We start from the raw sequence: 25,111 nt of genomic DNA, 5'->3' as shown, positions 1-25,111 counted from the left end.
GAGCAGGCAGGGGCATGAAGCTCAAGGACTATATCTGGCCGGTCATCGGCATCGGCGCCGTCATCATCTCGGCCTGGCTGCTTTATCGGGAGCTGCGCAGCATATCGCTCGATGACGTGCTGGAAAGCCTCGAGGCGATCAACCTGCACCACTGGCTTCTGGCCGCGGGGTCGGCGGTTGTGTCCTATATCGCGCTGGCCGGCTATGACCGCATCGCGCTCCTGCACCTGCGCAAGCATATCTCCTGGCCGTTCATCACCCTCACCTCCTTCACCACCTACGCGCTGTCGCATAATATCGGCGCGTCCATGCTGTCAGGCGCGGTCGTGCGCTACCGCGCCTATAGCTCGCGCGGCCTCACCGGCAGCGAAGTGGCGGTTCTCATCGCTATCTGCTCCTTTACCTTCATTCTGGGCACGGTCATCCTGAGCGGCATCGTCCTCCTGATCGAGCCGGAAATCCTGCAGCGCTTCAATGACGAGATTTCCGTAAGGCTGGCGGTGGGCCTCGGCCTCATGATGCTGTTGCTGGTGGTCCTTTATATCTTCGGCAGCTGGCTGCAGCTGCGCCCGCTGGAGATCGGCACGTTCCGGCTGGAATATCCGCGCTTGAAGCTCGTCTGGCAGCAATTGCTGATCGCCCCGGTCGAGCTGATCGGCGCGGCGGGCATCATCTATTTCGCCCTCCCCGAAGCGGGCAATCCCGGCTTCCTCATCGTGCTCGGCATCTTCCTCGTTTCCTTCTCTGCAGCTCTGATGTCCCATGCGCCGGGCGGTCTCGGCGTCCTTGAAATCGTGTTTCTGACCGGTTTGCCGGAGATGAACCAGGCCGATGTTTTGGCGGCGCTGATCGTCTTCCGCCTTTTTTACTTGCTTATTCCATTTGCGCTTTCACTTGTTGTGGTGCTTTTCTTCGAGAAGAGTCAGTTTTCCTTGCGCCTGCGTGAGAAAGACAACCTTTCTCAAAAAGAATAACTTGGAATTTCTATTCCGATAATTTTCGTTTGTTCCCGGCATTATTAGGCAAATAGTTTCCAAAGCCTATGAAACCATAGGCCGTCTTTGCTTCATCCTTTCGGCAACCCCGCTTATCCTTGCGCCAGTTTGGAATAGCGAGGATGTGGCATGACGACGACATTGATCATACCCGGCTATCGGGGATCGGAAGCCGGTCACTGGCAGCGCGAATGGCTTCTCGACGACCCCATGGCGAAGGTGGTCGAGCAGGAGGATTGGGAGAATCCTGATCTCACCGACTGGCTGCATGTGCTGGAGGCGCATCTGACCGAACATCCGCGCGCCATTCTGGTAGCGCATAGCCTGGGCTGCATACTGGTCGCCCATCTGGCAAACCGTCCGGCGGCGGCGCATGTGGCGGGCGCGCTGCTCGTCGCACCAGCGGATACGGAAAGAATGACGCGCCAGGATCGCAAATTTGCCAGCTTTGCCCCCATTCCCCGCGAGGCGTTCCCCTTCCCGTCCATCGTCGTCGCCAGCCGCAACGATCATTATATGAGCTATGCGAAGGCAAAGGCGCTGGCGGATGTCTGGGGTTCCGGGCTGGTGGATCTGGGCTATGCCGGCCATATCAACCCGGCCAGCGGCTTCGGCTATTGGCCGGAAGGCGCGATCCTGACCTCCTCCTTTCGCCAGCCTGCGCTGGTGGCGGCGGAGTGATCGTCCCGCAAGGCGCATGGTTTAGCCATGCGCCTTGCGCTCCAACATATATTTGAGAAACAGCGTCACAATCGCAATCACCGCCAGCGTCGAGGCGGCGGCAAAGGCCCCGACCGTATTGTAATCATTGAAGAGCAATTCCACCTGCAGCGGCAATGTGTTTGTCTTGCCGCGGATGGCGCCGGAGACGATCGACGTCGCGCCGAATTCCCCCATCACCCGTGCATTGCACAGCACCGCTCCATAAAGCAGCGCCCATTTGATATTGGGCAGCGTGACATAAAAGAAGGTTTGGAGGCCCGAAGCGCCAAGCGAAATCGCCGCCTCCTCATCGTCATGTCCCTGCACTTCCATCAGCGGAATAAGCTCGCGCGCGACGAACGGGCAGGTCACGAACAGGCTGACGAGGAAGATCGCCGGCACCGTGAACATGATCTTGATATCATGCGCCTCAAGGAACGGCCCGAGCAGCCCCTGCGAACCATAGAGGAAGAGATAGATCACCCCCGCCACGATAGGCGACACGGAAAACGGGATCTCCACGAAGGTGATGAGCAATCGCCGCCCCGGAAAGCGGAAGCGCGTCACCGCCCACGCCACGCAGATGCCAAACACCATGTTGATGGGCACCACGACAAGCGCGGTCAGCACCGTCAGCCAGATGGCGTGGAGCGTCGATGGCTCGGTTATCTCGCGCCAGAACACCTCGACGCCGCTGCCGAAGGCATAGGTGAAGATCACCGCCAGCGGCACGCCGAGGAACAGCACGGAAAGCCCGACCGCAAGCAGGATGAGGACGACCTGCCAGACGCCGCGTTTCTTCTGCGGACGGGTGGGCGTGGATGGACGGCGGGCGGCGAGACTAGCTACGCTCTGCATATCTGAGCTGCCATGCCTGAATGAGATTGGTGGTGAGAAGCATGAGGAAGGCGACGATCAGCATGACCATCGCCAGCGCCGCCGCGGAGGGATAATCGAACTCGTCGAGCCGGATGAAGACCAGCAGCGACGTCACCTCCGTCTTGAACGGCAGATTACCGGAGATGAAGACGATGGCCCCGAATTCGCCGAGGCTGCGCGCGAAGGACAACGCCGCCCCCGCCAGAAAGGCCGGGAAGATCATCGGCCAGATGACATGGGCAAACACCTGCCATGGTCGCGCGCCCAGCGTCTGCGCCGCCTGCTCCACATCGTCGGACAAATCCTCCAGCACCGGCTGCACCGTGCGGATGACGAAGGGCGCGCTGGTAAAGGCCATGGCGATGGCAATGCCGAGCGGCGCATAGGCAATCTTGATATCCATCGGCTCCAGATACTGGCCGAACCAGCCATTGCGCGAGAACACCGTCACCAGCGCCAGCCCGGCAATCGCCGTCGGCAAAGCAAACGGCAGATCCACGATCGCATCGATCAGCCGCTTACCGGGAAAGTCGTAGCGTACGAGCACCCAGGCCAGCAGCAGCCCGAACCCGGCATTGATCAGCGTCGCAATCGCCGCCGTCGTCAGCGTGACGCGATAAGTGGCAAGCGCGCGGTCGGAGGTGACGATAGACCAGAACTCACCAAAGCCAAGGCTCGCCGTCTTCAGCACCATCGCAAGCAGCGGAAGCGCCACAATGATGACAAGATAAAGCAGCGCCACGCCCATGGTGAGGCCAAAGCCGGGAAGGACGGATTTTTGGCGGGAGGTGTTTAATTTCATACGCATCACTTTACGAGTTCACCCCGGCGAAAGGCTCGCACCCTCCTTCCCCTTGCGGGGGTTGAGGAGCGTTCGGCCGAAGGCCGAGGAAAAGCCAACGATTTGGCTTTTCCAGCGACGAACGTCTGCGGAGCAGACGGATGGGGGTGGCTACGCTTGCACCACGATTTTCAAAGCAAGCGCAAACGTCACCACCCCCATCCGCCCGCTGACGCGGGCACCTTCCCCGCAAGGGGGAAGGAGGGCGCGAGCCTTTCAACGGCAAGACAGAGGGGGTTTCAACGACGTTGCTGCCCCTCACCGCGCCGTAAACAGCTGATCCAGAATCCCACCCTCGGCGAAATGCTCCTCGGTGACCTTCTTCCACCCGCCGAACGCATCTTCCACCCGCACCAGCCGCACATCCGGGAACTGGTCCTTGTACTTGGCCTTGACCGTCTCATCCTGCACGCGGTTGAAATTGCGGGCGATGATGTCCTGTCCCTCCGGCGAATAGAGGAAGTCGAGATAGGCTTCCGATATAGCGCGCGAGCCGCGCTTATCGGCAACCTTGTCCACCACCGTCACCGGGAACTCCGAAAGCAGGCTGATCGGCGGCACGACCACATCATATTTGTCCTTGCCAAGCTGCTTCTGCGTTCCCAGCACCTCCGCCTCGAAAGTGATCAGCACATCGCCGATACCGCGCTCGGTGAAGGTTGTCGTCGCCCCGCGCCCGCCGGTGTCGAAGACGGGCACATGCTTGAACAGCTTGGTGATGAACTCCCGCACCTTGGCGTCATCATTATTGAAGGCTTCCTTGGCGTAAGCCGTCGCCGCCAGATAGGTATAGCGCCCATTGCCTGATGTCTTGGGATTTGGGAAGATCACCTGCACATCGTCGCGCACCAGATCGTCCCAGTTGCGGATGTTCTTCGGATTGCCCGCACGCACCAGGAAGGCCGGCAGCGAATAATAGGGCGAGGAATTGTTGGGCAGGCGCGACTGCCAATCGGCGGGAATAAGCTTGCCCTTGTCGTGCAGCACCTGGACGTCAGTCACCTGATTGAAGGTGACGACATCCGCCTCCAGCCCCTCCAGGATCGAGCGGGCCTGCTTGGACGAACCGGCATGGGACTGGTTGACGGTAATGTCCTTGCCGGTATCCGCCTTCCACTTGGCCTCAAACGCCTTGTCGATCTGCTCATAGAGCTCGCGGCCGATATCATAGGAGACGTTGAGTATCTCCTTCGGCTCCTCGGCACGGGCCTGCCCCGCCCCCAGCGCCAAAGCTACCGCAGCATAGAGAATAATTTTCTTCATGGATCACATCCCACCCTTGGAAATCTTGGGTAGGAAATTTAACCCCGTGAAGAGTGAAATCAATCTAAATCATTGATTTGAATAGATAAACTACGATTCATAGGAGCAGCAGAACACCCATTGCGGGTCATCACCGAAAGGAGGTAAATTTTTCTAGGAAGCCGAGGCAAAAAGAAAGGCTGAACGGAGCGGCCCTCCATCCAGCCTGTTGTTCAGCGGCAATCGCCGATAGCGCTTACCAGAAACCGCGCTGCTTCCAGCACCACAGCACGTCATCCTCAGCCCGTTCGGTCCGCCGTTTGCGCCGCGCGGCGACTTCGTCCGTCGTATGCGCCATGGCGAAGAGCGGACGTTCCAGACACGCAAGGATCCTCCCTACCAGCGCGACGACGGGACGAACACCAAGCTCGTAGATACGCGTCATGCCAACCTCCAAACCTTGATTTAGCCTCACAGGTTAATCGTATTTAACGATGGGATCATTGAGCCCATGCGTCAATAAGCAGATATGGCTCATGGTTTATGAAAATGGTATATATTCCGTGATTGCGGCAAAAATGCCACAGTCGGCCATGCAAAAAGCCGCCCGGCATGACCAGGGCGGCTTTCGTAATGCTAGCGTAATGGAAATCAGCCGCGGATGACCTTGAGACCGGTATTCCAGCGGTCAAGTTCGTCGAGCACCGTCTTGGCGCTTGTCTCGATCAGTTCGTTGGGCTGGAACACCCCATCCTCATTGATGAACTGCGGAAAACCGGGCACGGCGATGCCCTCGGCAATCGGCACCATCTTCATGTTTGCCAGTTGCAGCCGGGCGATCTGCGCCGCGCGCGTGCCGCCGGAGACCCCAGCATAGCTGAGAATGGCAGCGGCCTTGTAGTTCCACTCCGCCGAAAGATAGGTGACCGCGTTGAAGAAGGAGGGCGGCGGCGAATAATTATATTCCGGCGTCACGAAGACGAAAGCATCCGCCGCCTCGACACTGGCGCTCCAGGTCTTGGTATGCGGATTTTCATATTGCTTCATGCGCGGGTGGTTCGGCTCGTCGAACACCGGCAGCGCAAAATCCGCGAGATCCACGAGCTCGGCATCGAACTTGCCATGCGCCTGAGCGAAGCCATAGAACCACTTGGCGATCTTCGGCCCCATACGGCCCGGGCGTGTAGAGCAAATAATAATGTGAAGCTTGGGTTTCATCCGGCAATCCTTGTCCGTTTGTAGGGATTTCGCGAGCGACATAGCGACGCGCAAAAAAGTGGACAAGAAGGCACTAAAAGGTAACCGGGACGGAAAAGAGCGAGTTCATGGGAATGTGAAGGGTGTAAGGCTTGATTCCTCCGGGGAGGTCCACCCCTATTCCCTTCACTCCGCCGGCGAAATCTGCGTCCGGCGCCGCCGCTCACGCCGGGGGCGCGATTTGAAGAAGCGCACGCCGATGACCGTGGCAACAGTGGCGACAACCGTGGCGGCGATCGTCAGCCACATGAAATGGGTGCCGTCCATATTGGCGAAGACGCCGGCGCCCTTCCCCGCGAGCCAGCCCGGCGCGAACATCACGGGCGCCCAGACGGCGGCGGAGAGCACATTGGCGGTCTGGAAGCGTTTCTGGTCCATGGACATCATGCCCGCCACCAGCGGCACCGTACAGCGTATGGGGCCGAAGAAACGCCCGAAGAACACAGCAGCAAAACCATAGCGGCGGAAATAAAGCCGCGCGCGCGCCACGCCCTGGCGGTGCTTGTTGAGCGGCCATTTATGGATAATGCTGCGCCCGACCCACCAGCCGAGCAGATAGGAGATGATGTCGCCGATGACAGCGCCGATAATGGCGCCGAGGATGACGGAAAAGGGCTCGATAATGCCCGCCCCGATAAGCCCGCCGATCAGGAGCATGATCGGCGTCGCCGGCACGAACATGCCGATAATCGCAAGCGACTCGCCAAACGCGATCAGCCCGACAATCGGCCCCGCCCATGCGCCATGCGCCGAGATGAAGTGCCCCAGATCGCCCAGAAAACTTTCCATGCAGTTCCCAATCTACCCCAATAAAGCCATAGCTGACAGAGTTTAAGGAACTGTTCAGCACGCATCTTCCACGGCGTTATCCCAAACACCGCCGCTCTCTGGGATAACATCATGCGCCGTAATTGTGGCAGGCAAGGATCAAATATTGATGACAGACTGCCGCCCTCCGACATATGGCAAGGGATTGCGGCGGCGGCAAGGAGGAAACGTAAAAGTGCGTTCGCTTCCAAGCTATTGGAAGCGCTACACATATAAATTCCAAGGAAAAATGGTGGGTGATGTAGGGATCGAACCTACGACCCGCTGATTAAGAGTCAGCTGCTCTACCAACTGAGCTAATCACCCGCCGTATTCGGCTGGCAGCAGCGCCGCCGAAGTGAGCGGTTCTATAGCGGCACTCCCCGCACCTGTCCAGCCTTCAAATGCGGATTCTTGAAAGAAAATTCGAAAGCCAGCAAAAGTTCCACCGATGCGGGCAACGCTTCACCGCATTCAAACAAAAAGCGTTCCCTCCGCCACCTTCACCGCCGCCCCGCCAATGCGCGCGCCGGCAAGGCGCTGATTCTCCACATCGATTTCCAGCCGGATGCGCGAGGGACGGCCCATCTCCATCCCCTGCTCGATCCAAAGCCTGACGACGCCGTCGAGCGGCTTGTCGAAATGATGCACCGCTCCACAGAAAGCCGCCACGGCCGATCCCGTCGCCGGGTCCTCGAAAATATTGCCCGCGATGTCGAACATGCGCGCATGAAACGCGCTGTCGAAAAGCCGGGTCTCCCGGCAATAAGCGTAGATCGACAGGGGACGTCCGTTGACGGTCGGCAGGTTTTCCTGCGCAAAGGCCCGGTCCAGTGAGATTTTGGCCGCAGCGATCAGATTATGCACCGGCGCGAGCAGAAAGGGCACGCCGCCGCTCCACACGCTCACCGCATGATTTTCAAAGCCGATCTCATGCATGCCGAGACCCAGTGCCGCCGCGACCGTCTCCTTTTCCACCGTGATATCCAGCCGCTCGGGCAGGCGCGGCAGGTCGAATTCGGCGAAAGCACCGTCTTTCGTAAGCCGCACCCCGCAGCGCACCACACCGATGATCTCTTCGAGCGCGATCAGGAGGTCCGTTTCTCCCTCTCCACGCCGCCGCATGGCGAGCGCGACGGCGGTTCCAACCGTCGGATGCCCGGCGAAAGGCAGCTCGTGGTCCGGTGTAAAAATGCGGATGGCCGCCGTATGGACCGGATTCTCCGCGGGCAGGACAAAGACCGTCTCGGAGAGGTTGAACTCGCGCGCGATGGCCTGCATCCGCCTCTCGTCGAGGCCCTCCGCATCATGCACGATTGCCAGCGGATTGCCGCTCAGCGCCTCGCCAGTGAATACGTCGAAGATTTCATAGAACCGTGCCATTGCCGGTCTCCTCCCGCTCCATTGAAATGCCAATCCGCGAAAGCGCGCACATAGCTCGGCGTCGCCTCGCCCATCTGTCCAGGCTCGCTTATTTCGATAACTGCATCCAGTTCCGGATCGCTCTCGGCCCTAAGATATTGCCCGATCCGCTCCACCAGCACCGCCGCTTTCTCGGAAAAATAATACCGGCGAAAAAGCGCGATGCTTCTGTTCGCCGTGACCAGATGGATTTTCTCCTCCGGCTCAGCCCGGGATAGATCGAGGCCCGTTTCTTCCATCACCTCGCGCCATGCATTGCGCGCATAGTTCGCCCTGCCCCCGGCAATATCGTCGTCGTCTATGGACCCGGCGGGAAAATAGATGCGCCCTCCCCCAGCGGTCCGCGCGGCCATGCGTCCGGCAATCAGGCGATTATCGGCGGACACCACCACGCCGATGCCGAAAATATGCCAGGGACGGGTTTTGCTGGGATCCCGGGTCCAATAAAGGAGCGTTTCGTAATGGGTGCGGATGAACTCAGCGCGAAGAACACCATCATCGAGGCGTGCCTGCGGCGCCAGATAGACCCCTCCATTGAAAAGACTCGGCTTGTCGGCAAGCTGGCGCTGCCAGTTTTCCGCAATCGCTGCTCCGTTGGCAACGGCATAGTCGAGCTCACCGGGGACAACGCGCACATCCACGCCATCAATGGTGATAACAATATTCTCGGGGATGTCGTTCATCATCATCCTTGAAAGCGTGATCTCCGGAGATCAGGCACCTCTACAAATTGCACGAGCGAACTCGATCCCTATATATGAACAAAAAGGACAGAAAAAATGACTTTGCCTGAGACATTGCGGACGGTGCTTCTGGCCGCGGCCTGTTTGACGCTCGCGCTATCAGCCGCATCGGCTATCGAGATTCGCCAGGAGTCTGGTCTGCGCCCCTTGCGCCCCGTCACGCCGCAGGTGATGAACGGCATGTCCGGGAATCCCGGTGCGCCGCGCGATAAGCGGATCATTGTTCCGAATATCCGCTCCGGCAGCAATTCGCCGAGCGTCAATCACATCCAATGGTGTCAGAACCGCTACAATTCCTACAGGTCGAGCGACAACAGCTACCAGCCCTTCGCCGGCACGAGGCGTGAGTGTTCGTCGCCTTTTGGGGGGGAGTAAGGGAAACAGGAGGCTCCCTATTCCCCTACCCCCTTAACAAACTTAGTTCTTCGCCTTGTCCACCAGCGCGTTCGACTTGATCCAAGGCATCATTGCGCGGAGCTTTTCGCCGACCTCTTCGATCTGGTGCGAATCGTTCATGCGGCGAATGCCCTTGAAGCGCGCGGCGCCGGCGCGGTATTCCTGCATCCACTCGGAGGTGAACTTGCCGGTCTGGATGTCGTTGAGGACGCGCTTCATCTCGGCTTTGGTTTCCGCGGTGATGATGCGCGGGCCGGTAACATATTCGCCCCACTCGGCGGTGTTGGAGATCGAGTAGTTCATGTTGGCGATGCCGCCCTCATAGATCAGGTCGACGATCAGTTTCACCTCGTGCAAGCACTCGAAATAGGCCATTTCGGGCGCATAACCCGCCTCGACCAGCGTCTCGAAGCCGGCGCGGATGAGTTCGACCAGGCCGCCGCACAGCACCACCTGCTCGCCGAAAAGGTCGGTCTCGCACTCTTCCTTGAAGGTCGTCTCGATGATGCCCGAGCGCCCGCCGCCGACGCCGCAGGCATAGGAAAGCGCCAGATCATGCGCATTGCCCGAGGCATCTTGATGGACCGCGATCAGGCACGGCACGCCGCCGCCCTTCTGATATTCGCCGCGCACCGTATGCCCGGGGCCCTTCGGCGCGATCATAACCACATCCACAGTCTTCTTCGGCTCGATCAGGCCGAAATGCACGTTGAGGCCATGGGCGAAGGCAATCGCCGCGCCATCGCGGATGTTCGGGGCGATGTGGTCCTTGTAGATGTCGGCCTGCAGCTCGTCCGGCGTCGCCATCATCATCAGGTCCGCCCATTTGGCCGCATCTGCGACGCTCACCACTTCGAACCCATCCGCTTCAGCCTTCTTCGCGGTGGCCGAGCCCGGACGCAGCGCGATGCGGATTTCCTTGGCGCCGGAATCCTTGAGGTTCAGCGCATGGGCGCGGCCCTGGCTGCCATAGCCGATGATGGCGACCTTCTTCGCCTTGATCAGGTTCAGGTCTGCGTCGCGGTCATAATAAACGCGCATGGGGTATTGCCTTTCTTGGGGTTTCAGCGGCTTTCTTTTGGTCTGCCGTCTCTGCGTTTGCTCCATAGAGAGCGAAAAACTGCCGCGTGGCGCGGCTGGCGTCCTCTGCAATGGCCGCCTCGGTCAATTCCAGCCGCTCGCCGAGCAGCAGCCGAATCTGCATGTCACGCACCACCAGCCCGAAGAAGCTGCGGAACGCCTCATCCACATCGTCAAACGCCAGCAGCCCTGCCTCTCGCCCGGTTTCGAGCACCGGCTTCAGCCGCCGCGCCATGGCAAAGGGACCGTTGGCAAGCACGATCTGGCCAAGGTCGGATTTGCCCGTCGCCGCATGGGTCACCGCGAGCCGGTTGAGCGCCACGGAAATCTCGCCGGAAAGCACGGTGAGCCAATCACGCGCAAAGCCTTCGAGGCTGGCGAAGAGCGATCTCGCATCCAGCCCCTCGCGCGCCACCGGCACGACCCGCACCTTGGACGCCTGCCACTGCACCGTGGCGGTCAGAAGGCCGTCCCGGTCGCCGAACCATTTGTAGAGCGTTTCCTTGGAGCAGCTGGCGCGCCGCGCGACGCCCGTCATGGTCAGCGTATCGCCGCCCTCGACGAGCAGGCCGAGTGCGGCATCCAGCACAGCCTTCTGCCGCGCCGTCAGATCGCCGCTATTCACATCCACCCTGCCCTGCACGCTTGCTCTCTCCCGCGGCTCGCTAGCCGTACCGTACGTTACGGTTCGGCACTATGTCGAAAGGAAACGGCGGATGCAAGGGGATTTGTTTGACCGGTGAAAGAGATTGTAATACCCTGTATTACAAATGGAGAATGGCGATGCCGAAAAATCTTTCCGATCCCATCACCCTTCGCTTGCCGCAGGACATTCTAGCCGCGGTCGAGCAGATCGCGGAAACCTGTGACAGGCCACGCAGCTGGGTCATGGTCAGGGCATTGAAAATATACCTGACAGGCGAAGGAGCCGATATCCTTGCTGTCCGAAAAGGCAGGGAACAGATCGCAAGCGGGGATGTCCACGATTTGGATGATGTGCTTCAGGAAATTCAGGAAATCGTCAATCGTAAGGTTGCCTGATGAAGGTGCGCTTGTCGGGAGACGCCCGCGCCTATTTACGGCGGGAAGCATCATATCTCAGGCAACATAGCCTCAAAGCGGCAAAAGCCTTTTTGGATAGAATGGCTGAAGCGCGGAAGAATTTGGCACAATTCCCCGAGATGGGCAAAGGTATCGAACGACTGCCAGTCCCAGGTTCTAACCGATTGATCGTGGGAGATTACCTTCTGGACTATGATCTTACGGATGGGGAAGTGACTGTTCTTTCCATAAGACATGGCCAGCAACAGCCATTGGCTCCAGATGCTGCTGATGATGATTTCGATTACGAGGCGTAGCCGCCGCCCCACATCTCATCATAGGCCTGACGAGAAAGCGGCTCTCTTGCCGTGGATGGAAGCGTGACACCGTATTTCGCGCGGAGTCTGGCAGCGGTTTGAAGCGGCGTTTCTGCACGGCGGTGACGTTCGATCGCTTCCTTCATGGCGATTGTGATTGCATCGGTAATGCTGACACCCACCAACTGGGCAAACTCCCGAGTCAGCGCATCTGCTTCAGCATTGTTGACATTGATTGCCATGAAGGGACGCTCCCATGTAGACGCTCACCTCTGAGAATGTAGATCAATCGGTATACATCTTCAGGGCGAGCTATGCGGAAGCCTTCATACAGAGCAGGAATCCGTCCTCACACATTCACCTGCGTACCCACTTCGACCACGCGCCCGGTGGGTATCTGGAAATACTCCGTCGCATCGGCGGCGGTGCGCGCCAGCAGGATAAAAAGCTTGTCCTGCCACAGCGGCATGCCTGAATGGGGCGAGGCTTTCAGCGAGCGCCGCGACAGGAAGAAGGATGTCTTCATGATATCGAACTTCCAGCCGAGCTTGCGGCAAATGGCGAGCGCGCGGGGGATGTTGGGCTGCTCCATATAGCCGAAGGTCAGCGTCACCTGCATGAAGCGCTCGTTATATTGCGAGACGCGGGCGCGGTCCGCCGCCGAGACGCGCGGCGTAGGCGCGGTCACTACAGTGAGGATGACGTTGTTCTCGTGCAGCACCTTGTAGTGCTTGAGGCTGTGCATCAGCGCCGTCGGGGCGCTCTTGGGATCGCCGGTCAGGAACACGGCGGTGCCCGGCACGATAACCGGCGGCTTCTTCGCCAGCTGCTCCAGAACCAGGTCGAGTTCCACCTCGCTCTTGCGGGTTTTGTGGAAAAGCTGCCGGCTGCCCCGCACCCAGGTCATCATGATCACCATGATGACGGCCGCCATCAGGATGGAGACCCAGCCGCCTTCATGCAGCTTGACGATATTGGCGCCGAAGAACACCAGATCGATGATGAGGAAACCGGCCGTCAGCAGCGCCGCCCATGGCATGCGCCACTTCCAGATGCGCACCATGACGATAAACAGCAGCGAGCTCGTCACGATCATATTGCCGGTGACGGCGATGCCGTAGGCCGCGGCCAGCCGCGACGAGCTCTCGAAGCCGAGCACCAGCATGATAACGGTGATGCCGAGCACGAGGTTGACGCGCGGAATATAGATCTGGCCGAGCAGTTTTTCCGATGTGTGCTGGATTTCGAGGCGCGGCAGCAGATTGAGCTGCACCGCCTGCCGCGCCAGCGAATAAGCCCCCGTGATCACCGCCTGGCTGGCGATGACCGTCGCCATCGTGGCGAGGATGACCATCGGCAGCAGGCCCCAGCTCGGTATCATCTGGAAGAAGGGATTCGACGCCGCCTGTCCATGCGCCAATATGAAAGCGCCCTGCCCGAAATAATTGAGAAGCAGGGCGGGAAACACGATCCAGAGCCAGGCCGTTACAATCGGCTTGCGCCCGAAATGGCCGAGATCGGCATAAAGCGCCTCGGCCCCGGTGACCGCCAGAAAGATCGTGCCTATCGTCACGAAGGACGTGGCCGGGTTCTCGGCCAGAAAGGCAATTGCGTAATAGGGATTGATGGCAAGGAGGATCGAAGGCGAGTCGAAAATATGCCAGAGGCCGATAAGACCGATCGCAAGAAACCAGATTGCTGTAATCGGTCCGAAGACAGCGGAAACCCTCGCCGTCCCGAAACGCTGCACGGAAAAGAGCGTCACCAGAATGACGACGGTGATAGGCACGACGAAGGGTGTGAGTTCCGGCGTGACGATCTCGAGACCTTCTACCGCTGATAGCACTGAGATCGCCGGCGTGATGACCGCGTCGCCGAAGAACAGAGACGCGCCGCAAATGCCGATGCCGAGCACGAAGCTGGGCCGCTTGCGAAAGCTCGACCGGACGAGCGCCATCAGCGAAAGAATGCCGCCTTCACCGTTATTATCGGCGCGCAGCACGAAAAGGACATATTTGATGGTGACGATGAGAGTCAGCGCCCAGAAAATTAGCGAAATAACGCCGAGGATTTCCAGCCGCATAAGCGAGCCGTCGCCCGACGCCGCATGGAGCCCCTCGCGAAAAGCATAGATCGGGCTGGTGCCGATATCCCCATAAACGACACCCAGTGCGCCTAGAAGCAGAACGCGGAAACTGTCGTTTTCGTGCCCGGTGAGCTCGACCCCGCTGTCGGGACCGGCAAGACCAGATTCAGGCAGATCACCGTTCTGCGCGCTATTCATAAATGCTACCTCACTGCCTCAGGTCTTCGGTTGCGTCCCCGTATTCCCCGGATATCGTTTCTGAAGGCACGTGGGCGGACGGGATATCCATATCGTGCCGTAAAAACAAATGCGGATAATGCAAGGCTTGCAATGCAGTTATGCGTAGGGCGAATGTCTGAGAACGTCAGCAACGATCAAACCCGAGATTACCATTCGCTCGCATGATTTCACGCAATCTCCTAAGATTTTGAAATTCTTCATGGTTTCCGGACGCTTAGGGAATTGGCTCCAATGCCTTCAAAAAGCGCCGCACCGCGCCTGCCATTCCATGTTCCAGCGCATCGGCGGTGAGGCCATGGCCGATAGAGACTTCGGAAAGTCCCGGAATGCGCCGGACCAGCGACGGAATGTTGGCGACAGTCAAATCATGTCCCGCATTGATTTCGAATCCCAGCGCCAGCGCAGCGTCGGCGGTCTTTGCCAGTTTGCGCAACTCCTCTTCCGCCGCCTTGGGTGAGGAATGGGTTCCGCCATAGGGACCGGTATAAAGCTCGATCCGGTCGGCCCCCGTGGCTTTCGCCGCCTTCAACCCCTTCGGATCGGGATCGGCGAAAAGCGAAACGCGCATCGCCCGCGCCTTCAGCCTCGCCACGATTGGCGTGAGGAAATCCACCTTGGTCTCGAAGTCCCAGCCATGGTCGGAGGTCGCCTGTGTCGGGTCATCAGGCACCAGCGTCACCTGCTCCGGCTCGTATTTCTCCACGAGTTCGAGGAAATGCTCCGTCGGGAAGCCTTCGATATTGAATTCCGCGCCCGGAAATTCATCGTCGATCAGCGCCCTGATATCGCCGAGGTCGGAGAAGCGGATATGCCGCTGGTCGGGACGCGGATGCACAGTCAGGCCGCTTGCGCCCGCACCCAGCGCGATCCGTCCGAGGCCCGTGACGCTGGGCCAGGGCAAATCGCGCCGGTTGCGCAGCATGGCCACGGCGTTAAGATTGACGGAAAGCTTCGCGGTCATACTTCTCCCTCAACGAAGGTGGTGTTGTAGCGTTATAGGAAGTGCTGTTGTAGGGTTAGCATGGAAAAGTTCCTGAGGTTAAGGAAAAGATGATGAGGCCAGAGACCACCATCCCCGTCGTCCGCCGCATTCCGACCAACCGGGAGGACGCCTTCGCCTTTGCCGTGGAGGGTCATCTTACTAGCGCGGACATCGAGAACCTCTATGGGCTTCTCGAAGCCGCCTATGAACAGCATGAAAAGATCGATCTTCTGGTGCGGCTCGATGGATTCGAAGGAATCGACTGGAGCGCGACATTCAAGGATTCGACCTTTGCCATGCAGTCGCGCTCGCTGAAACATATCCGCCGCTACGCCATCGTCGGCGCACCCGCCTGGATCACCCTAAGCGCCAGCCTGGTGAAGCCATTTCTGTCAATCGAAATGAAGACCTTCACCGCCGAGGAAGAGGCGGACGCATGGAAATGGATCGAGGCGGAAGAAGTTAGTGAGTAGGGATTTACTATTCCCTATCTCACAATCGTCAACCGCTCCGCCGCCCTTGTGATCGCCGTATAAAGCCACCGCTCCCGCGTATCCCGGAAAGCAAAGCTCTCATCGAACAGCACGATGTCGTTCCATTGCGAGCCCTGCGCCTTGTGGACGGTGAGCGCATAGCCATAATCGAAGTCGTCGAAGCGCTTTTTCGTCTGCCAAGGGATTTCCGTGTCCGGGTCCTCGAACTGCGCCTTCAGAAGCTTGATCTTGGCAACGCCCCTGCCCGGCTCCTCATCTTCAGGCGAGACAAGCAGGTTGATCCCCGGCTTCACCGTTTCGCGCGAGGCGGTCATGACCTTCCAGAGCGAGCCATTGAGCAGACCCTTTGCCGGATCATTTCGCAGGCAGACGAGCTTGTCGCCCGCTTGCGGATAATCGGCAGTGAAGCCTTTCAACTCCCGCAGCCGCTGGTTATAGCGCCGCCGCGTCCGGTTGGTACCGACGAGCACCTGATCGGCGTCGAGCACCAGTTGCTGCGTCACATCGCCCTTGCCGATGACCTTGGCCGTCCCGTAATCGCCATGATCGAACTCCCGGCCCTCGCGCACATCGAGCGCCAGCCGGATGATCGGATTGTCCCGTGCCTGCCGGTGGATTTCGGTGAGAAGAAAGTCCGGCTCTTGCTCGGTGAAAAACCCGCCGCCCGAGATCGGCGGCAACTGGCCGGGGTCGCCGAGAACCAGAATCGGCGTGCCGAAGGTCATCAGATCGCGGCCGAGTTGCTCGTCCACCATTGAACATTCGTCAACGATGATGAGCTTCGCCTTGGCGACAGGACTCTGTCGGTTGAGAGAGAAGGTGGGTGAGATGCTGGTCTTGCCGGTGGTCTCATCCTCCACCGCCTCCTCGCCCTTCGGCCGATAGATGAGCGAATGCAAGGTGCGCGCATTGCTCGCCCCCTTCGAGCGCAGCACCTGCGCCGCCTTGCCGGTAAAGGCAGCGAATTGCACGTCGCCATCGACATGCTCGGCGAAATAGCGCGCAAGCGTGGTCTTGCCCGTCCCGGCATAGCCGAACAGCCGGAAGATCGGCTTACGCCCTTCCTTCAGCCATTGCGCCGCGGCCTTCAGCGCCGCATCCTGTTGGGGTGAGAATTGCATGGATGGTCAATGGCAGGACTAGGGGAATAAGGCAATAGGATGTGCAATCCCTACTGCCTTACTTCCCTACCAATGCACAAAACCGCTCCAAATCGACATTTCCCCCGCTTAAGATGACACCGATCCGCCCGCCCTTGAACTGGGCTGCCAATTGGCGCGCCCCGGCAAAGCCGAGACAGCCAGTGGGCTCCACCACCATCTTCATGCGCGAGGCGAAGAAGCGCATGGCGTCGATGAGCTCATCATCGCTTGCGGTCAGCATGTCTTCCACCTCACGCTGGATGATGGGAAACGTCAGTTGTCCGAGCGACGGCGTCTGCGCGCCATCGGCAATGGTCTTAGGCGTCGCAATGCGCACGATCTCACCGGAGCGGAAGGATTGCTGTCCGTCATTGCCCGCCTCCGGCTCGACGCCATAGATATTGCAGCCGGGCGAAAGCGCCTTTGCCGCAAGCGCACTGCCCGCAATCAACCCGCCCCCGCCAACGCAGACGAACAGCGCATCGAGTTCGCCAGCCTCTTCGAGAAGCTCTTTCGCCGCCGTGCCCTGCCCCGCGATGATATCAGGATGGTCATAGGGCGGGATCACCGTGAACCCCTGCTCCTCCGCCAACCGCCTGGCGATCTCGTCGCGATCCTCCGTATAACGGTCATAAGTAATGACTGTAGCGCCATAACCCCGCGTCGCCGCCATCTTCGCCGCCGGCGCATCCTGCGGCATGACGATGGTCGCGGCAATACCAAGCTCCCGCCCGGCCAGCGCAATCGCCTGCGCATGATTGCCTGACGAGAACGCCAGCACACCGGCCTTCCGCTGCTTTTCATCGAAACGCGACAGCGCATTATAAGCGCCCCGGAACTTGAACGCCCCGATCCGCTGGAAATTCTCCGCCTTGAAAAAGACCTCCGCCCCAAGCTGCCCGTCAATGGTGCGGGACCGCATGACGGGCGTGCGATGCGCATGGCCCTCGATGCGGCGCGCGGCTGCGGCTACGTCTTCGTAGGTCGGGAGGTTCGGCATGGAGTATCCCCTTTGATGTGTCCGGTTACGGGAATACCCCATTGCCGATGTTTTTACATCCCCTCCGGGCCACGGTTCATCGCGGCAATACCCGTACGGCAGATTTCGATGAGCCCGAGCGGCTTTAGGATCGAGATGAACTGGTCGATCTTCGCGCTCTTGCCCGTGATTTCGAAAATAAAGTGGGAGGTTGTGGCGTCATCGACCTTGGCTCCGAAGGCTTCAGCAAGCCGCAGCGCCTCGTTCCGCTGCTCGCCGGTGCCCACCACTTTGATCAGCGCCAGCTCACGCTCGATGGGCCGCTCATGGCCCAGTTCCGCCGCACGCAGAGAAAGATCGATCACCCGATGCACCGGAACGATGCGCTCCAGCTGATGGCGGATCTGGTCGAGCACATGCGGCGTCCCGCGCGTTACGATGGTGATGCGCGACAGGTGCTTCTCATGCTCCGTCTCCGAGACGGTAAGGCTCTCGATATTATAGCCCCGCCCCGAGAAAAGCCCGATGACCCGGGCAAGAACACCCGGCTCATTGTCGACAAGCACCGCCAGCGTGTGTGTCTCCGGTTTCTCCGTCTCGCTGGCGATGAAATAGGCCGATCCGGATGCTAGATTCTGTGCGTTCATGGTTTTGGTTCTTTCAAACAGTTAAACTAGCTCACGGCCCCTGGCGTCGATTGCATTCGCCACCACGTCGTCCGTTGCCTCATCCGGCAAAAGCATTTCGTTATGCGCCTTGCCCGAGGGGATCATCGGGAAGCAATTGGCGAGATTGGCGACGCGGCAATCGAAGACGACTGGCTTCTTCACCTCGATCATCTCCTTGATGGCATCGTCCAGATCGCCCGGCTTCTCACAGCGTATGCCATGCGCGCCATAGGCTTGCGCCAGAAGCACGAAATCCGGCATTGCCTCTGTGTAGGAATGCGACAGGCGATTGCCGTGCAGCAATTGCTGCCACTGGCGCACCATGCCCATATATTGGTTGTTGAGGATGAAGACCTTGATCGGCGCCTCGTGCTGGATCGCGGTGCTCAGTTCCTGAATGTTCATCTGCACCGAGGCGTCGCCCGCGATGTCGATGACCAGCGCATCCGGGTGCGCGATCTGCGCGCCGATGGCCGCCGGCAGGCCGTAGCCCATCGTGCCGAGCCCGCCCGAGGTCATCCACCGATTAGGCGCTTCGAACCCGAAGAACTGCGCCGCCCACATCTGGTGCTGGCCGACTTCCGTGGTGATGTAGGTCTCGCGCCCCTTCGTCAGCTCATAGAGCCGCTGGATCGCATATTGCGGCATGATGATATCGCGGTTGTGCGTATAGGACAGCGACTTGCGTGCCCGCCATTTGTCGATCTGCCCCCACCAGAGGTCGATGGCGTGGCGATTAGGACGCTTGTCCGAGGCACGCCACAGCTGCACCATCTCCGCCAGCACATGGCCGACATCGCCGATGACGGGCACATCGACGCGGACGGTCTTGTTGATCGAGGACGGGTCGATATCGATATGGATCTTCTTGGAATTCGGCGAAAAACCGTCGAGCCGCCCGGTGATACGGTCGTCGAAGCGCGCGCCGATGCACAGCATGACATCGCAATCATGCATAGACATATTGGCTTCATAGGTGCCGTGCATGCCCAGCATTCCCAGCCAGTTCTTGCCCGAGGCGGGATAAGCGCCAAGGCCCATCAGCGTCGACGTGATCGGAAAATCGGTCAATTCCACCAGTTCGCGCAACAGTCCGCATGCTTCCGGGCCGGAATTGACGACCCCACCGCCGGTATAGATGACGGGACGACGCGCCGAGGCGAGCAGTTCCACTGCCTGCGCTATGGCGTTCCGGTCGCCCTCGATGGTCGGGCGATAGCTCGTGCGCGGCTTGGGTTCCGGCGGCGTATAGATGCCCTTCGCGAACTGGATGTCCTTCGGAATATCGACGAGGACCGGACCAGGACGCCCGGTGCTGGCGATATGGAAGGCCTCGTGGAGGATACGGGCGAGATCGTTGACGTCCTTGACCAGCCAGTTGTGCTTGGTGCAGGGGCGCGTAATGCCGACGGTATCGGCCTCCTGGAACGCATCGGAGCCGATCAGCGTCGTCGGAACCTGCCCGGAAATGCAGACGATGGGAATGGAATCCATCAGCGCGTCCTGCAAAGGCGTGACGGCATTGGTCGCGCCGGGACCCGATGTCACCAGCAGGACGCCGACTTTGCCGGTGGAACGCGCATAGCCCTCCGCCGCATGCCCCGCCCCCTGCTCATGCCGCACGAGGATGTGCTCGATCTTGTCCTGCTGGTGCAGCTCGTCATAGATCGGCAGGACCGCGCCGCCGGGATAGCCGAAAATATGCTCGACGCCCTGATCGATAAGCGCCTGAATGACCATCTCCGCGCCTGTCATCTCCCGCGCGATACTCGTCGCGTCACGTTTTCCCTGGGGCTGGGTTTCCGCTTCGTGTTTTCCTGCCGTATCCATCTTCGTTCCGTTTCGTTTTCGCGCTTCTCGGAGCAATAAAGTTTCGTTTAGCTGGGTTTAAGGCAATAAAAAAGGCCCCCGAGGGAGCCTGTGTGTCGCGCATGGGAGGCTGTCGCCGGATGGTTACACCATCCTGCCCATGCGCGCTCGTACTACGATAAGAAGCTTGTTCATATTTTGGAGAGTAACCGCACGGGAAGGATGCGTCAACGGGGAAAATGCGAGGGGCGGAAACGCTAACCTTATCTCAACACGCGCAGGCTAGTTATTGAGGCTCGTGCCAGGTGCCCCTCACCCTTACCCTCTCCCCGTAAAACGGGGAGAGGGAGCCGTCCGCGTAGCGCCTCGCTCTTCTGCATGAGCGCCAACGTCGATGCCCCCCTCTCCCCGCAATGCGGGGAGAGGGTAAGGGTGAGGGGCACCTGGCTCGGAAGTCTGAGAATGGGTGGGGCAAACGGGATGCAAAACGAACAGCACGTCATCGCGCGCAATCGCACCGAGGGCTATATCATCGAATGCGACGGCGAGCGCGCCACGATTGCGGCCATCGCAGGCCCCTCCGTTACCGCCTCTGAAGACTACTGGGCCGTGGGGCAACTCATCTCCGTGCGCGTCGGCGAGAACCGGCTGGTCGGTCTCATTCACAAGGTAGATATGCCGGATACGCTCTGGAAGAAGGATGACGATAACATCATCCATATCCATATCGAGCTGGTAGGCGAAGCCCGCTCGGCGCCCGATGGCACCTCCTCCTTTTCGTCCGGCATTTCGCAATATCCGCATATGGGCGCCATCGCCCACCGCATCCGCGCCGCCGACCTCGCGGCCATCTATGCCGCGAGCGGGCGCGAGACGGTCACCATCGGCGCGCTGACGCAGGACAGAAGCATCCCTGCCCTGATCTCCATCGACGATCTTCTCTCGCGTCATTTCGCCGTCGTCGGCACCACCGGCGTCGGCAAGTCCAGCGCGGTGACGCTGCTCCTGCGCAAGGTGATCGAGGCGCGTCCCGACGTGCGCGTTCTGATCCTCGATCCGCATAACGAATTCGCCACCGCCTTCCCCGACCATGCGGTAGTATTGGACGCGGCCAATCTCGACCTGCCCTTCTGGATGTTCCGGCTGGAGGAATTCGCCGACGTGCTCTTCCGTGGCCGCGAGCCCAATGCAGGCGAGATGGACGCATTAAGGGACATGATCCAACTCGCGCGCGAACGCTTTCGCATGGCGGAAAACCAGTCCACGACGCTGCTGCGCCGCCGCGAGCGCGACAGCCGCGCGGTTTCCGCCGACACGCCCATCCCCTACCGCATTTCCGACCTGCTGGCGCTGATCAACGAGCGCACCGGCCAGTTGGACGGCAAGGCGGAGCGCCCTCACCTCAAGGCGCTGAAGACCCGGCTGGAATCGATCATCAACGATCCGCGTTTCCGCTTCATGTTCGCGGCGTCCACCATCGCCGACACCATGCGCCAGACGATCAGCCGCATCTTCCGCGTGCCGCAGGAGGGTCGCCCGATCTGCGTCTTCCAGCTTTCCGGCATACCGTCGGAGGTGGTGAATGCCGTCGCCTCCGTCCTCTGCCGCCTCGCCTTCGACCTTGCCGTATCCAGCGACGGCCGCATCCAGACGCTCGTCGTTTGCGAGGAGGCGCACCGCTACATCCCCGCCGATCCCGACGCCGGCTTCTGGCCGACGCGCCAGGCCATCGCCCGCATCGCCAAGGAGGGCCGCAAATACGGCGTTTATCTCGGCGTGGTGACCCAGCGCCCCGGCGAGCTGGACCCGACAATCCTGTCGCAATGCAACACCGTCTTCGCCATGCGGCTCGGCAATGAGCGCGATCAGCAGATCATCAAGGGCGCGATCACGGGCGCGGCGAAGAGCATGGTCAATTTCCTGTCGTCCATCGCCAATCGCGAAGCCATCGCCTTCGGCGAAGCGCTGTCGACGCCGATGCGCATGACCTTCGAAACCATCCCCGTCCACAAGCTGCCCGGCGCGCATATGCAGGAACAGCAGCAACTGATGCGCACGGGTGACCGGCGCGTGTCGCTGGAAAGCGTCATCGAGCGTCTGCGCCATTTCGACAGCACCGCCGCCGAAGCTGAACCCGAATTCCGCGACTACGGAACGCGCCCTTCTCTGGAAGAAGAGCAAAAACCCTCCCTCCCGCCCATCATGCCCCTCGATCCGGCCCAGCGGGCGTCCCTGCGGGCGGAAGAGCCCGACTGGCGCGTCCGCCATGCCGAAGCGCGCGAAGAGCATCTACGAATGATGGATAGACAAAAGCCGCGCGCCAACGATCTGGTCCGCTCGTTCCGGCAAGAGAAGAACTAGACATGAAACTTTAACTCAAACAATAAAAGAATATCTCAGGATAAAAATCAAAAACTCAAAACGAAACGGACTTTTATAAAAAGATTTATTTATAATGTCATAATTATGACATTTTTAACCATAAATATCTTTGGTTCGCACCACTTGCATTGGGAAAACGACTTGTCGTGATCGTGTGGGGGGCATCAAGGGAGTAACACTCATGATGCACCGAAAACTTGTAACAACACTCCTCGCGAGCGCTCTCACCCTCGGCCTCAGCGCCGCTGCGCTGGCCTATGGCGGCGATAGTCATGGAGGTTTCGGCGGTCGAGCCGGCAGCCATGGCAGCGCCTCGCATGGATCGAGCCACACTCACGAAGGCCACGGAACCGAGCAAGGCCATGCCGGAACACGCGGACACGGCCGATCTACCATAGGCGGAACGAGAAGCATGGGCCGCCACGACAGAAGCACGACCGACACTACGCAGCCGGCTGGCGGCTTCTCTCGCCTGGGTGTGCCTGACACCTCACGTCCAATCGGCACGGTCGGCCGGAGAACTCCCGATACGTCGCGACCGGTCGGCAGCATTCCGGAGCACGCCTCCCGTGCGGGCATCGACCCGTCGCGGCCGGCCGGCCCCAAGGCCCGAGGCAACCCCGATCCCTCAAGGCCGGTCGGCAGCATTCCGGAGCACGCCTCTCATGCGGGCATCGACCCGTCGCGGCCGGCCGGCCCCAARGCCCGRGGCAACCCCGATCCCTCAAGGCCGGTCGGCAGCATTCCGGAGCACGCCTCCCGTGCGGGCATCGACCCGTCGCGGCCGGCCGGCCCCAAAGCCCGGGGCAACCCCGATCCCTCAAGGCCGGTCGGCAGCATTCAGGAACACACGAACCCCAACTATCGTGACCTCGATGAATCCAGCCCCACTGGGAAAGGCCCGAAATCCGTATCGGGACCATCCACATCGGAGCCAGCCACTATCACCACAGAACACTCCTTAGCCGCACGCAACAGTTCTATCCATGCGCAAAAAAATTCAGCTTGCGGATCGCGGTCCCATCCGCACCTTTGCGCTTCGCGTTTTTGAGAAGGGCTTTCAGCCGGATACGTTGGTTACATCGCTTTGAAGCCGGTCCGATGGGCCGGCTTCTTTATTGCGGCTTTGTGTCGATAGGTGCTGCGGGGCCGAGACTTATAGTACTGCCAGGCCAACGCAATTAATCAATTCTAATAGTATGACTTCCTCATATCCCTCAAATATACATCGAGAAAATGTGTATTAATGAGAATATATTTAATTTTAAAGAACACAATTAGGACATTTTTCACCAGAAATATTTCTCCCGACGCGCAAACGCTATGGCGCGGGCAACTATGATGATTGTGTGAGAGGGGCATCGAAAGGATACCATGATGCACCGGAAGCTTTTAACCACACTTCTCGCAAGCGTTCTCACTCTGGGCCTCAGCGCCTCTGCGCTAGCCTATGGCGGCAATGGCCGTTCGTTGGGTAGTTCCGCGAGTTCATACGGAGCAGCGAGATCCACGCACGGCCACGGACGTCACGCTCATGGCTCACGAAAAGGCAACCACACGCTTCGCGCCAGCGGCGCGAGCGCACCCAAGATCGGTAACCGCACGCTTCGCACCGGCGCGTACCCCGCCGGCAGCGCAGCGGCCAATGCGCCCAAGATCGGCAACCGCACGCTTCGCACCGGCACTTACCCGGCCGGCAGCGCGGCGGCCAATGCGCCCAAGATCGGCAACCGCACGCTTCGTACCGGCACGTACCCCGCCGGCAGCGTGGCGGCCAATGCCTCCAGGGTCGGCCCCCGCACGCTGCGCACCGGCACGTACCCCGCCGGCAGCGTGGCGGCCAATGCCTCCAGGGTCGGCCCCCGCACRCTTCGTACCGGCACGTACCCCGCCGGCAGCGTGGCGGCCAATGCCTCCAGGGTCGGCCCCCGCACGCTGCGCACCGGCACGTACCCCGCCGGCAGCGTAGCGGCCAATGCCTCCAGGGTCGGCCCGCGCACGCTTCGTACCGGCACGTACCCCGCCGGCAGTGTGGCGGCCAATGCCTCCAGGATGGGCCCTCGCACGCTGCGCACCGGCACGTACCCCGCCGGCAGCGTGGCGGCCAATGCCTCCAGGATGGGCCCTCGCACGCTGCGCACCGGCACGTCCACGGCCAGCGCAGGGACCTATCCTACCAATAACCCCAGCATCGGCAACGGCGCGCTTGCTTCCGTCGCTTCGGGGGCTTCGACTCAACTCGGCGGATCAAAACAGAACCGCGGTCATCAGTCGAAACTTGCGCGTAACCTTGACGGGCGCATGCAAAAAACAAGGAAAGAAGGCAACCGTCTCTATCCTTGCAAAGCAGGTGCCAACCAGCAGGGTTGCTCGCAAATATCCTGAAGACGTTCCAGACACCTTCGGACACGAAGACTGTCATATTCTCGGAAGCCGGCCCTATGGGCCGGTTTCTTATTTCCGCAGTACAGCTTAACTGGCCATGGGCGAGCACCACGCATAAGCCTCTTGATTGCAAATAACACAATTAAAACATCTTTAATCAGTAATATTAGCGGTTTAACTGCCACGGCAGACAACCCCGTGATCGTGTGGGGGGCATCAATG

25 protein-coding genes and 1 tRNA gene are annotated in these 25,111 nt (G+C 60.0%); 8 read left to right on the top strand and 18 right to left on the bottom strand.

Going from position 1 to position 25,111, the window contains the following annotated elements:
- Positions 1 to 14 precede the first annotated feature (14 nt).
- On the top strand, positions 15 to 974 hold the full coding sequence (locus tag ACOWVG_RS13755) for a lysylphosphatidylglycerol synthase domain-containing protein (protein ID WP_420962789.1): 960 nt from the start codon (positions 15 to 17) through the stop codon (positions 972 to 974).
- Positions 975 to 1,124: 150 nt separating this feature from the next.
- The gene (locus ACOWVG_RS13750) at positions 1,125 to 1,676 is read left to right on the top strand and encodes an RBBP9/YdeN family alpha/beta hydrolase (protein WP_420962788.1); all 552 of its coding nucleotides are present in this window, start codon (positions 1,125 to 1,127) and stop codon (positions 1,674 to 1,676) included.
- A gap of 21 nt (positions 1,677 to 1,697) precedes the next feature.
- On the opposite strand, the gene cysW is transcribed toward ACOWVG_RS13750, so the two are convergent.
- From cysW to ACOWVG_RS13705, 9 genes are all read right to left on the bottom strand, one after another.
- Positions 1,698 to 2,555: a sulfate ABC transporter permease subunit CysW gene (gene cysW / locus ACOWVG_RS13745; protein ID WP_420962787.1), complete on the bottom strand. Its 858-nt coding sequence runs from the start codon at positions 2,553 to 2,555 to the stop codon at positions 1,698 to 1,700.
- Entirely contained in the window at positions 2,539 to 3,378 is an 840-nt protein-coding gene (cysT, locus tag ACOWVG_RS13740; RefSeq protein ID WP_420962786.1) for a sulfate ABC transporter permease subunit CysT, read from the bottom strand. Before cysT ends, cysW begins: the two co-directional genes overlap by 17 nt.
- Positions 3,379 to 3,675: 297 nt before the next feature.
- On the bottom strand, positions 3,676 to 4,680 hold the full coding sequence (locus tag ACOWVG_RS13735) for a sulfate ABC transporter substrate-binding protein (protein ID WP_420962785.1): 1,005 nt from the start codon (positions 4,678 to 4,680) through the stop codon (positions 3,676 to 3,678).
- 235 nt (positions 4,681 to 4,915) lie between these two features.
- Positions 4,916 to 5,104 (bottom strand): hypothetical protein, encoded by a 189-nt coding sequence (locus ACOWVG_RS13730; RefSeq protein ID WP_420962783.1) that lies wholly within the window; start codon positions 5,102 to 5,104, stop codon positions 4,916 to 4,918.
- A gap of 206 nt (positions 5,105 to 5,310) precedes the next feature.
- Positions 5,311 to 5,877: an NADPH-dependent FMN reductase gene (locus ACOWVG_RS13725; protein WP_420962782.1), complete on the bottom strand. Its 567-nt coding sequence runs from the start codon at positions 5,875 to 5,877 to the stop codon at positions 5,311 to 5,313.
- 165 nt (positions 5,878 to 6,042) lie between these two features.
- Positions 6,043 to 6,705 carry a DedA family protein gene (locus ACOWVG_RS13720; protein ID WP_420962781.1) on the bottom strand — a complete coding sequence of 221 codons (663 nt, stop codon included), beginning with the start codon at positions 6,703 to 6,705 and terminating at the stop codon, positions 6,043 to 6,045.
- 269 nt (positions 6,706 to 6,974) lie between these two features.
- A tRNA-Lys gene (locus ACOWVG_RS13715) sits at positions 6,975 to 7,050 on the bottom strand.
- A 147-nt stretch (positions 7,051 to 7,197) separates the two neighbouring features.
- Positions 7,198 to 8,106: a PhzF family phenazine biosynthesis protein gene (locus ACOWVG_RS13710; RefSeq protein ID WP_420962780.1), complete on the bottom strand. Its 909-nt coding sequence runs from the start codon at positions 8,104 to 8,106 to the stop codon at positions 7,198 to 7,200.
- The gene (locus ACOWVG_RS13705) at positions 8,058 to 8,828 is read right to left on the bottom strand and encodes an NUDIX hydrolase (protein ID WP_420962779.1); all 771 of its coding nucleotides are present in this window, start codon (positions 8,826 to 8,828) and stop codon (positions 8,058 to 8,060) included. The genes ACOWVG_RS13710 and ACOWVG_RS13705 overlap by 49 nt, the downstream gene beginning before the upstream one ends.
- 96 nt (positions 8,829 to 8,924) lie before the next feature.
- Between ACOWVG_RS13705 and ACOWVG_RS13700 the strand changes: the two genes are divergently transcribed.
- Positions 8,925 to 9,263: a BA14K family protein gene (locus ACOWVG_RS13700; protein WP_420962778.1), complete on the top strand. Its 339-nt coding sequence runs from the start codon at positions 8,925 to 8,927 to the stop codon at positions 9,261 to 9,263.
- Between the two features lie 42 nt (positions 9,264 to 9,305).
- Here the strand turns inward: ACOWVG_RS13700 and ilvC are convergent, their stop codons facing one another.
- Positions 9,306 to 10,325: a ketol-acid reductoisomerase gene (ilvC, locus tag ACOWVG_RS13695; protein WP_420962777.1), complete on the bottom strand. Its 1,020-nt coding sequence runs from the start codon at positions 10,323 to 10,325 to the stop codon at positions 9,306 to 9,308.
- Complete coding sequence (locus ACOWVG_RS13690; RefSeq protein ID WP_420962776.1) at positions 10,309 to 11,007, bottom strand: TetR/AcrR family transcriptional regulator; 699 nt, start codon at positions 11,005 to 11,007, stop codon at positions 10,309 to 10,311. The genes ilvC and ACOWVG_RS13690 overlap by 17 nt, the downstream gene beginning before the upstream one ends.
- A gap of 140 nt (positions 11,008 to 11,147) precedes the next feature.
- Here ACOWVG_RS13690 and ACOWVG_RS13685 point away from each other — a divergent pair, with 140 nt between their 5' ends.
- Entirely contained in the window at positions 11,148 to 11,405 is a 258-nt protein-coding gene (locus ACOWVG_RS13685) for a CopG family ribbon-helix-helix protein (RefSeq protein ID WP_420962775.1), read from the top strand.
- Positions 11,405 to 11,722 (top strand): type II toxin-antitoxin system RelE/ParE family toxin, encoded by a 318-nt coding sequence (locus ACOWVG_RS13680; RefSeq protein ID WP_420962774.1) that lies wholly within the window; start codon positions 11,405 to 11,407, stop codon positions 11,720 to 11,722. Before ACOWVG_RS13685 ends, ACOWVG_RS13680 begins: the two co-directional genes overlap by 1 nt.
- On the opposite strand, the gene ACOWVG_RS13675 is transcribed toward ACOWVG_RS13680, so the two are convergent.
- From ACOWVG_RS13675 to ACOWVG_RS13665, 3 genes are all read right to left on the bottom strand, one after another.
- The gene (locus tag ACOWVG_RS13675) at positions 11,710 to 11,964 is read right to left on the bottom strand and encodes a type II toxin-antitoxin system VapB family antitoxin (RefSeq protein ID WP_420962773.1); all 255 of its coding nucleotides are present in this window, start codon (positions 11,962 to 11,964) and stop codon (positions 11,710 to 11,712) included. The genes ACOWVG_RS13680 and ACOWVG_RS13675 overlap by 13 nt on opposite strands.
- A 107-nt stretch (positions 11,965 to 12,071) precedes the next feature.
- Complete coding sequence (locus ACOWVG_RS13670; RefSeq protein WP_420962772.1) at positions 12,072 to 14,006, bottom strand: potassium transporter Kup; 1,935 nt, start codon at positions 14,004 to 14,006, stop codon at positions 12,072 to 12,074.
- A 256-nt stretch (positions 14,007 to 14,262) separates the two neighbouring features.
- Positions 14,263 to 15,009, bottom strand: coding sequence for a pyridoxine 5'-phosphate synthase (locus ACOWVG_RS13665; RefSeq protein WP_420962771.1), 747 nt, complete (start codon positions 15,007 to 15,009; stop codon positions 14,263 to 14,265).
- Between the two features lie 92 nt (positions 15,010 to 15,101).
- Here ACOWVG_RS13665 and ACOWVG_RS13660 point away from each other — a divergent pair, with 92 nt between their 5' ends.
- A complete protein-coding gene (locus ACOWVG_RS13660) occupies positions 15,102 to 15,503 on the top strand; it encodes an STAS/SEC14 domain-containing protein (RefSeq protein WP_420962770.1) in 402 nt (133 codons plus the stop codon).
- A 14-nt stretch (positions 15,504 to 15,517) separates the two neighbouring features.
- Here ACOWVG_RS13660 and ACOWVG_RS13655 read toward each other — a convergent pair whose 3' ends face one another.
- From ACOWVG_RS13655 to ACOWVG_RS13640, 4 genes are read right to left on the bottom strand one after another with little or no spacing between them, the layout of a single operon-like run.
- Entirely contained in the window at positions 15,518 to 16,645 is a 1,128-nt protein-coding gene (locus tag ACOWVG_RS13655) for an ATP-dependent DNA helicase (RefSeq protein WP_420962769.1), read from the bottom strand.
- A gap of 58 nt (positions 16,646 to 16,703) precedes the next feature.
- On the bottom strand, positions 16,704 to 17,666 hold the full coding sequence (locus ACOWVG_RS13650) for a threo-3-hydroxy-L-aspartate ammonia-lyase (RefSeq protein ID WP_420962768.1): 963 nt from the start codon (positions 17,664 to 17,666) through the stop codon (positions 16,704 to 16,706).
- 53 nt (positions 17,667 to 17,719) lie between these two features.
- A complete protein-coding gene (gene ilvN / locus ACOWVG_RS13645; RefSeq protein WP_420962767.1) occupies positions 17,720 to 18,292 on the bottom strand; it encodes an acetolactate synthase small subunit in 573 nt (190 codons plus the stop codon).
- A 21-nt stretch (positions 18,293 to 18,313) separates the two neighbouring features.
- On the bottom strand, positions 18,314 to 20,143 hold the full coding sequence (locus ACOWVG_RS13640; protein WP_420962766.1) for an acetolactate synthase 3 large subunit: 1,830 nt from the start codon (positions 20,141 to 20,143) through the stop codon (positions 18,314 to 18,316).
- A gap of 459 nt (positions 20,144 to 20,602) precedes the next feature.
- Between ACOWVG_RS13640 and ACOWVG_RS13635 the strand changes: the two genes are divergently transcribed.
- Positions 20,603 to 22,483, top strand: a complete 1,881-nt coding sequence (locus ACOWVG_RS13635) for an ATP-binding protein (protein WP_420962765.1) — start codon at positions 20,603 to 20,605, stop codon at positions 22,481 to 22,483.
- Positions 22,484 to 23,881: 1,398 nt separating this feature from the next.
- Positions 23,882 to 24,889, top strand: a complete 1,008-nt coding sequence (locus ACOWVG_RS13630) for a hypothetical protein (RefSeq protein WP_420962764.1) — start codon at positions 23,882 to 23,884, stop codon at positions 24,887 to 24,889.
- Positions 24,890 to 25,111 lie beyond the last annotated feature (222 nt).

Origin of the sequence: Brucella sp. IR073, from assembly GCF_049065735.1 — a bacterium.
Taxonomy (GTDB): domain Bacteria; phylum Pseudomonadota; class Alphaproteobacteria; order Rhizobiales; family Rhizobiaceae; genus Paramesorhizobium.
This window is presented reverse-complemented; position numbering and strand designations above follow the sequence as displayed.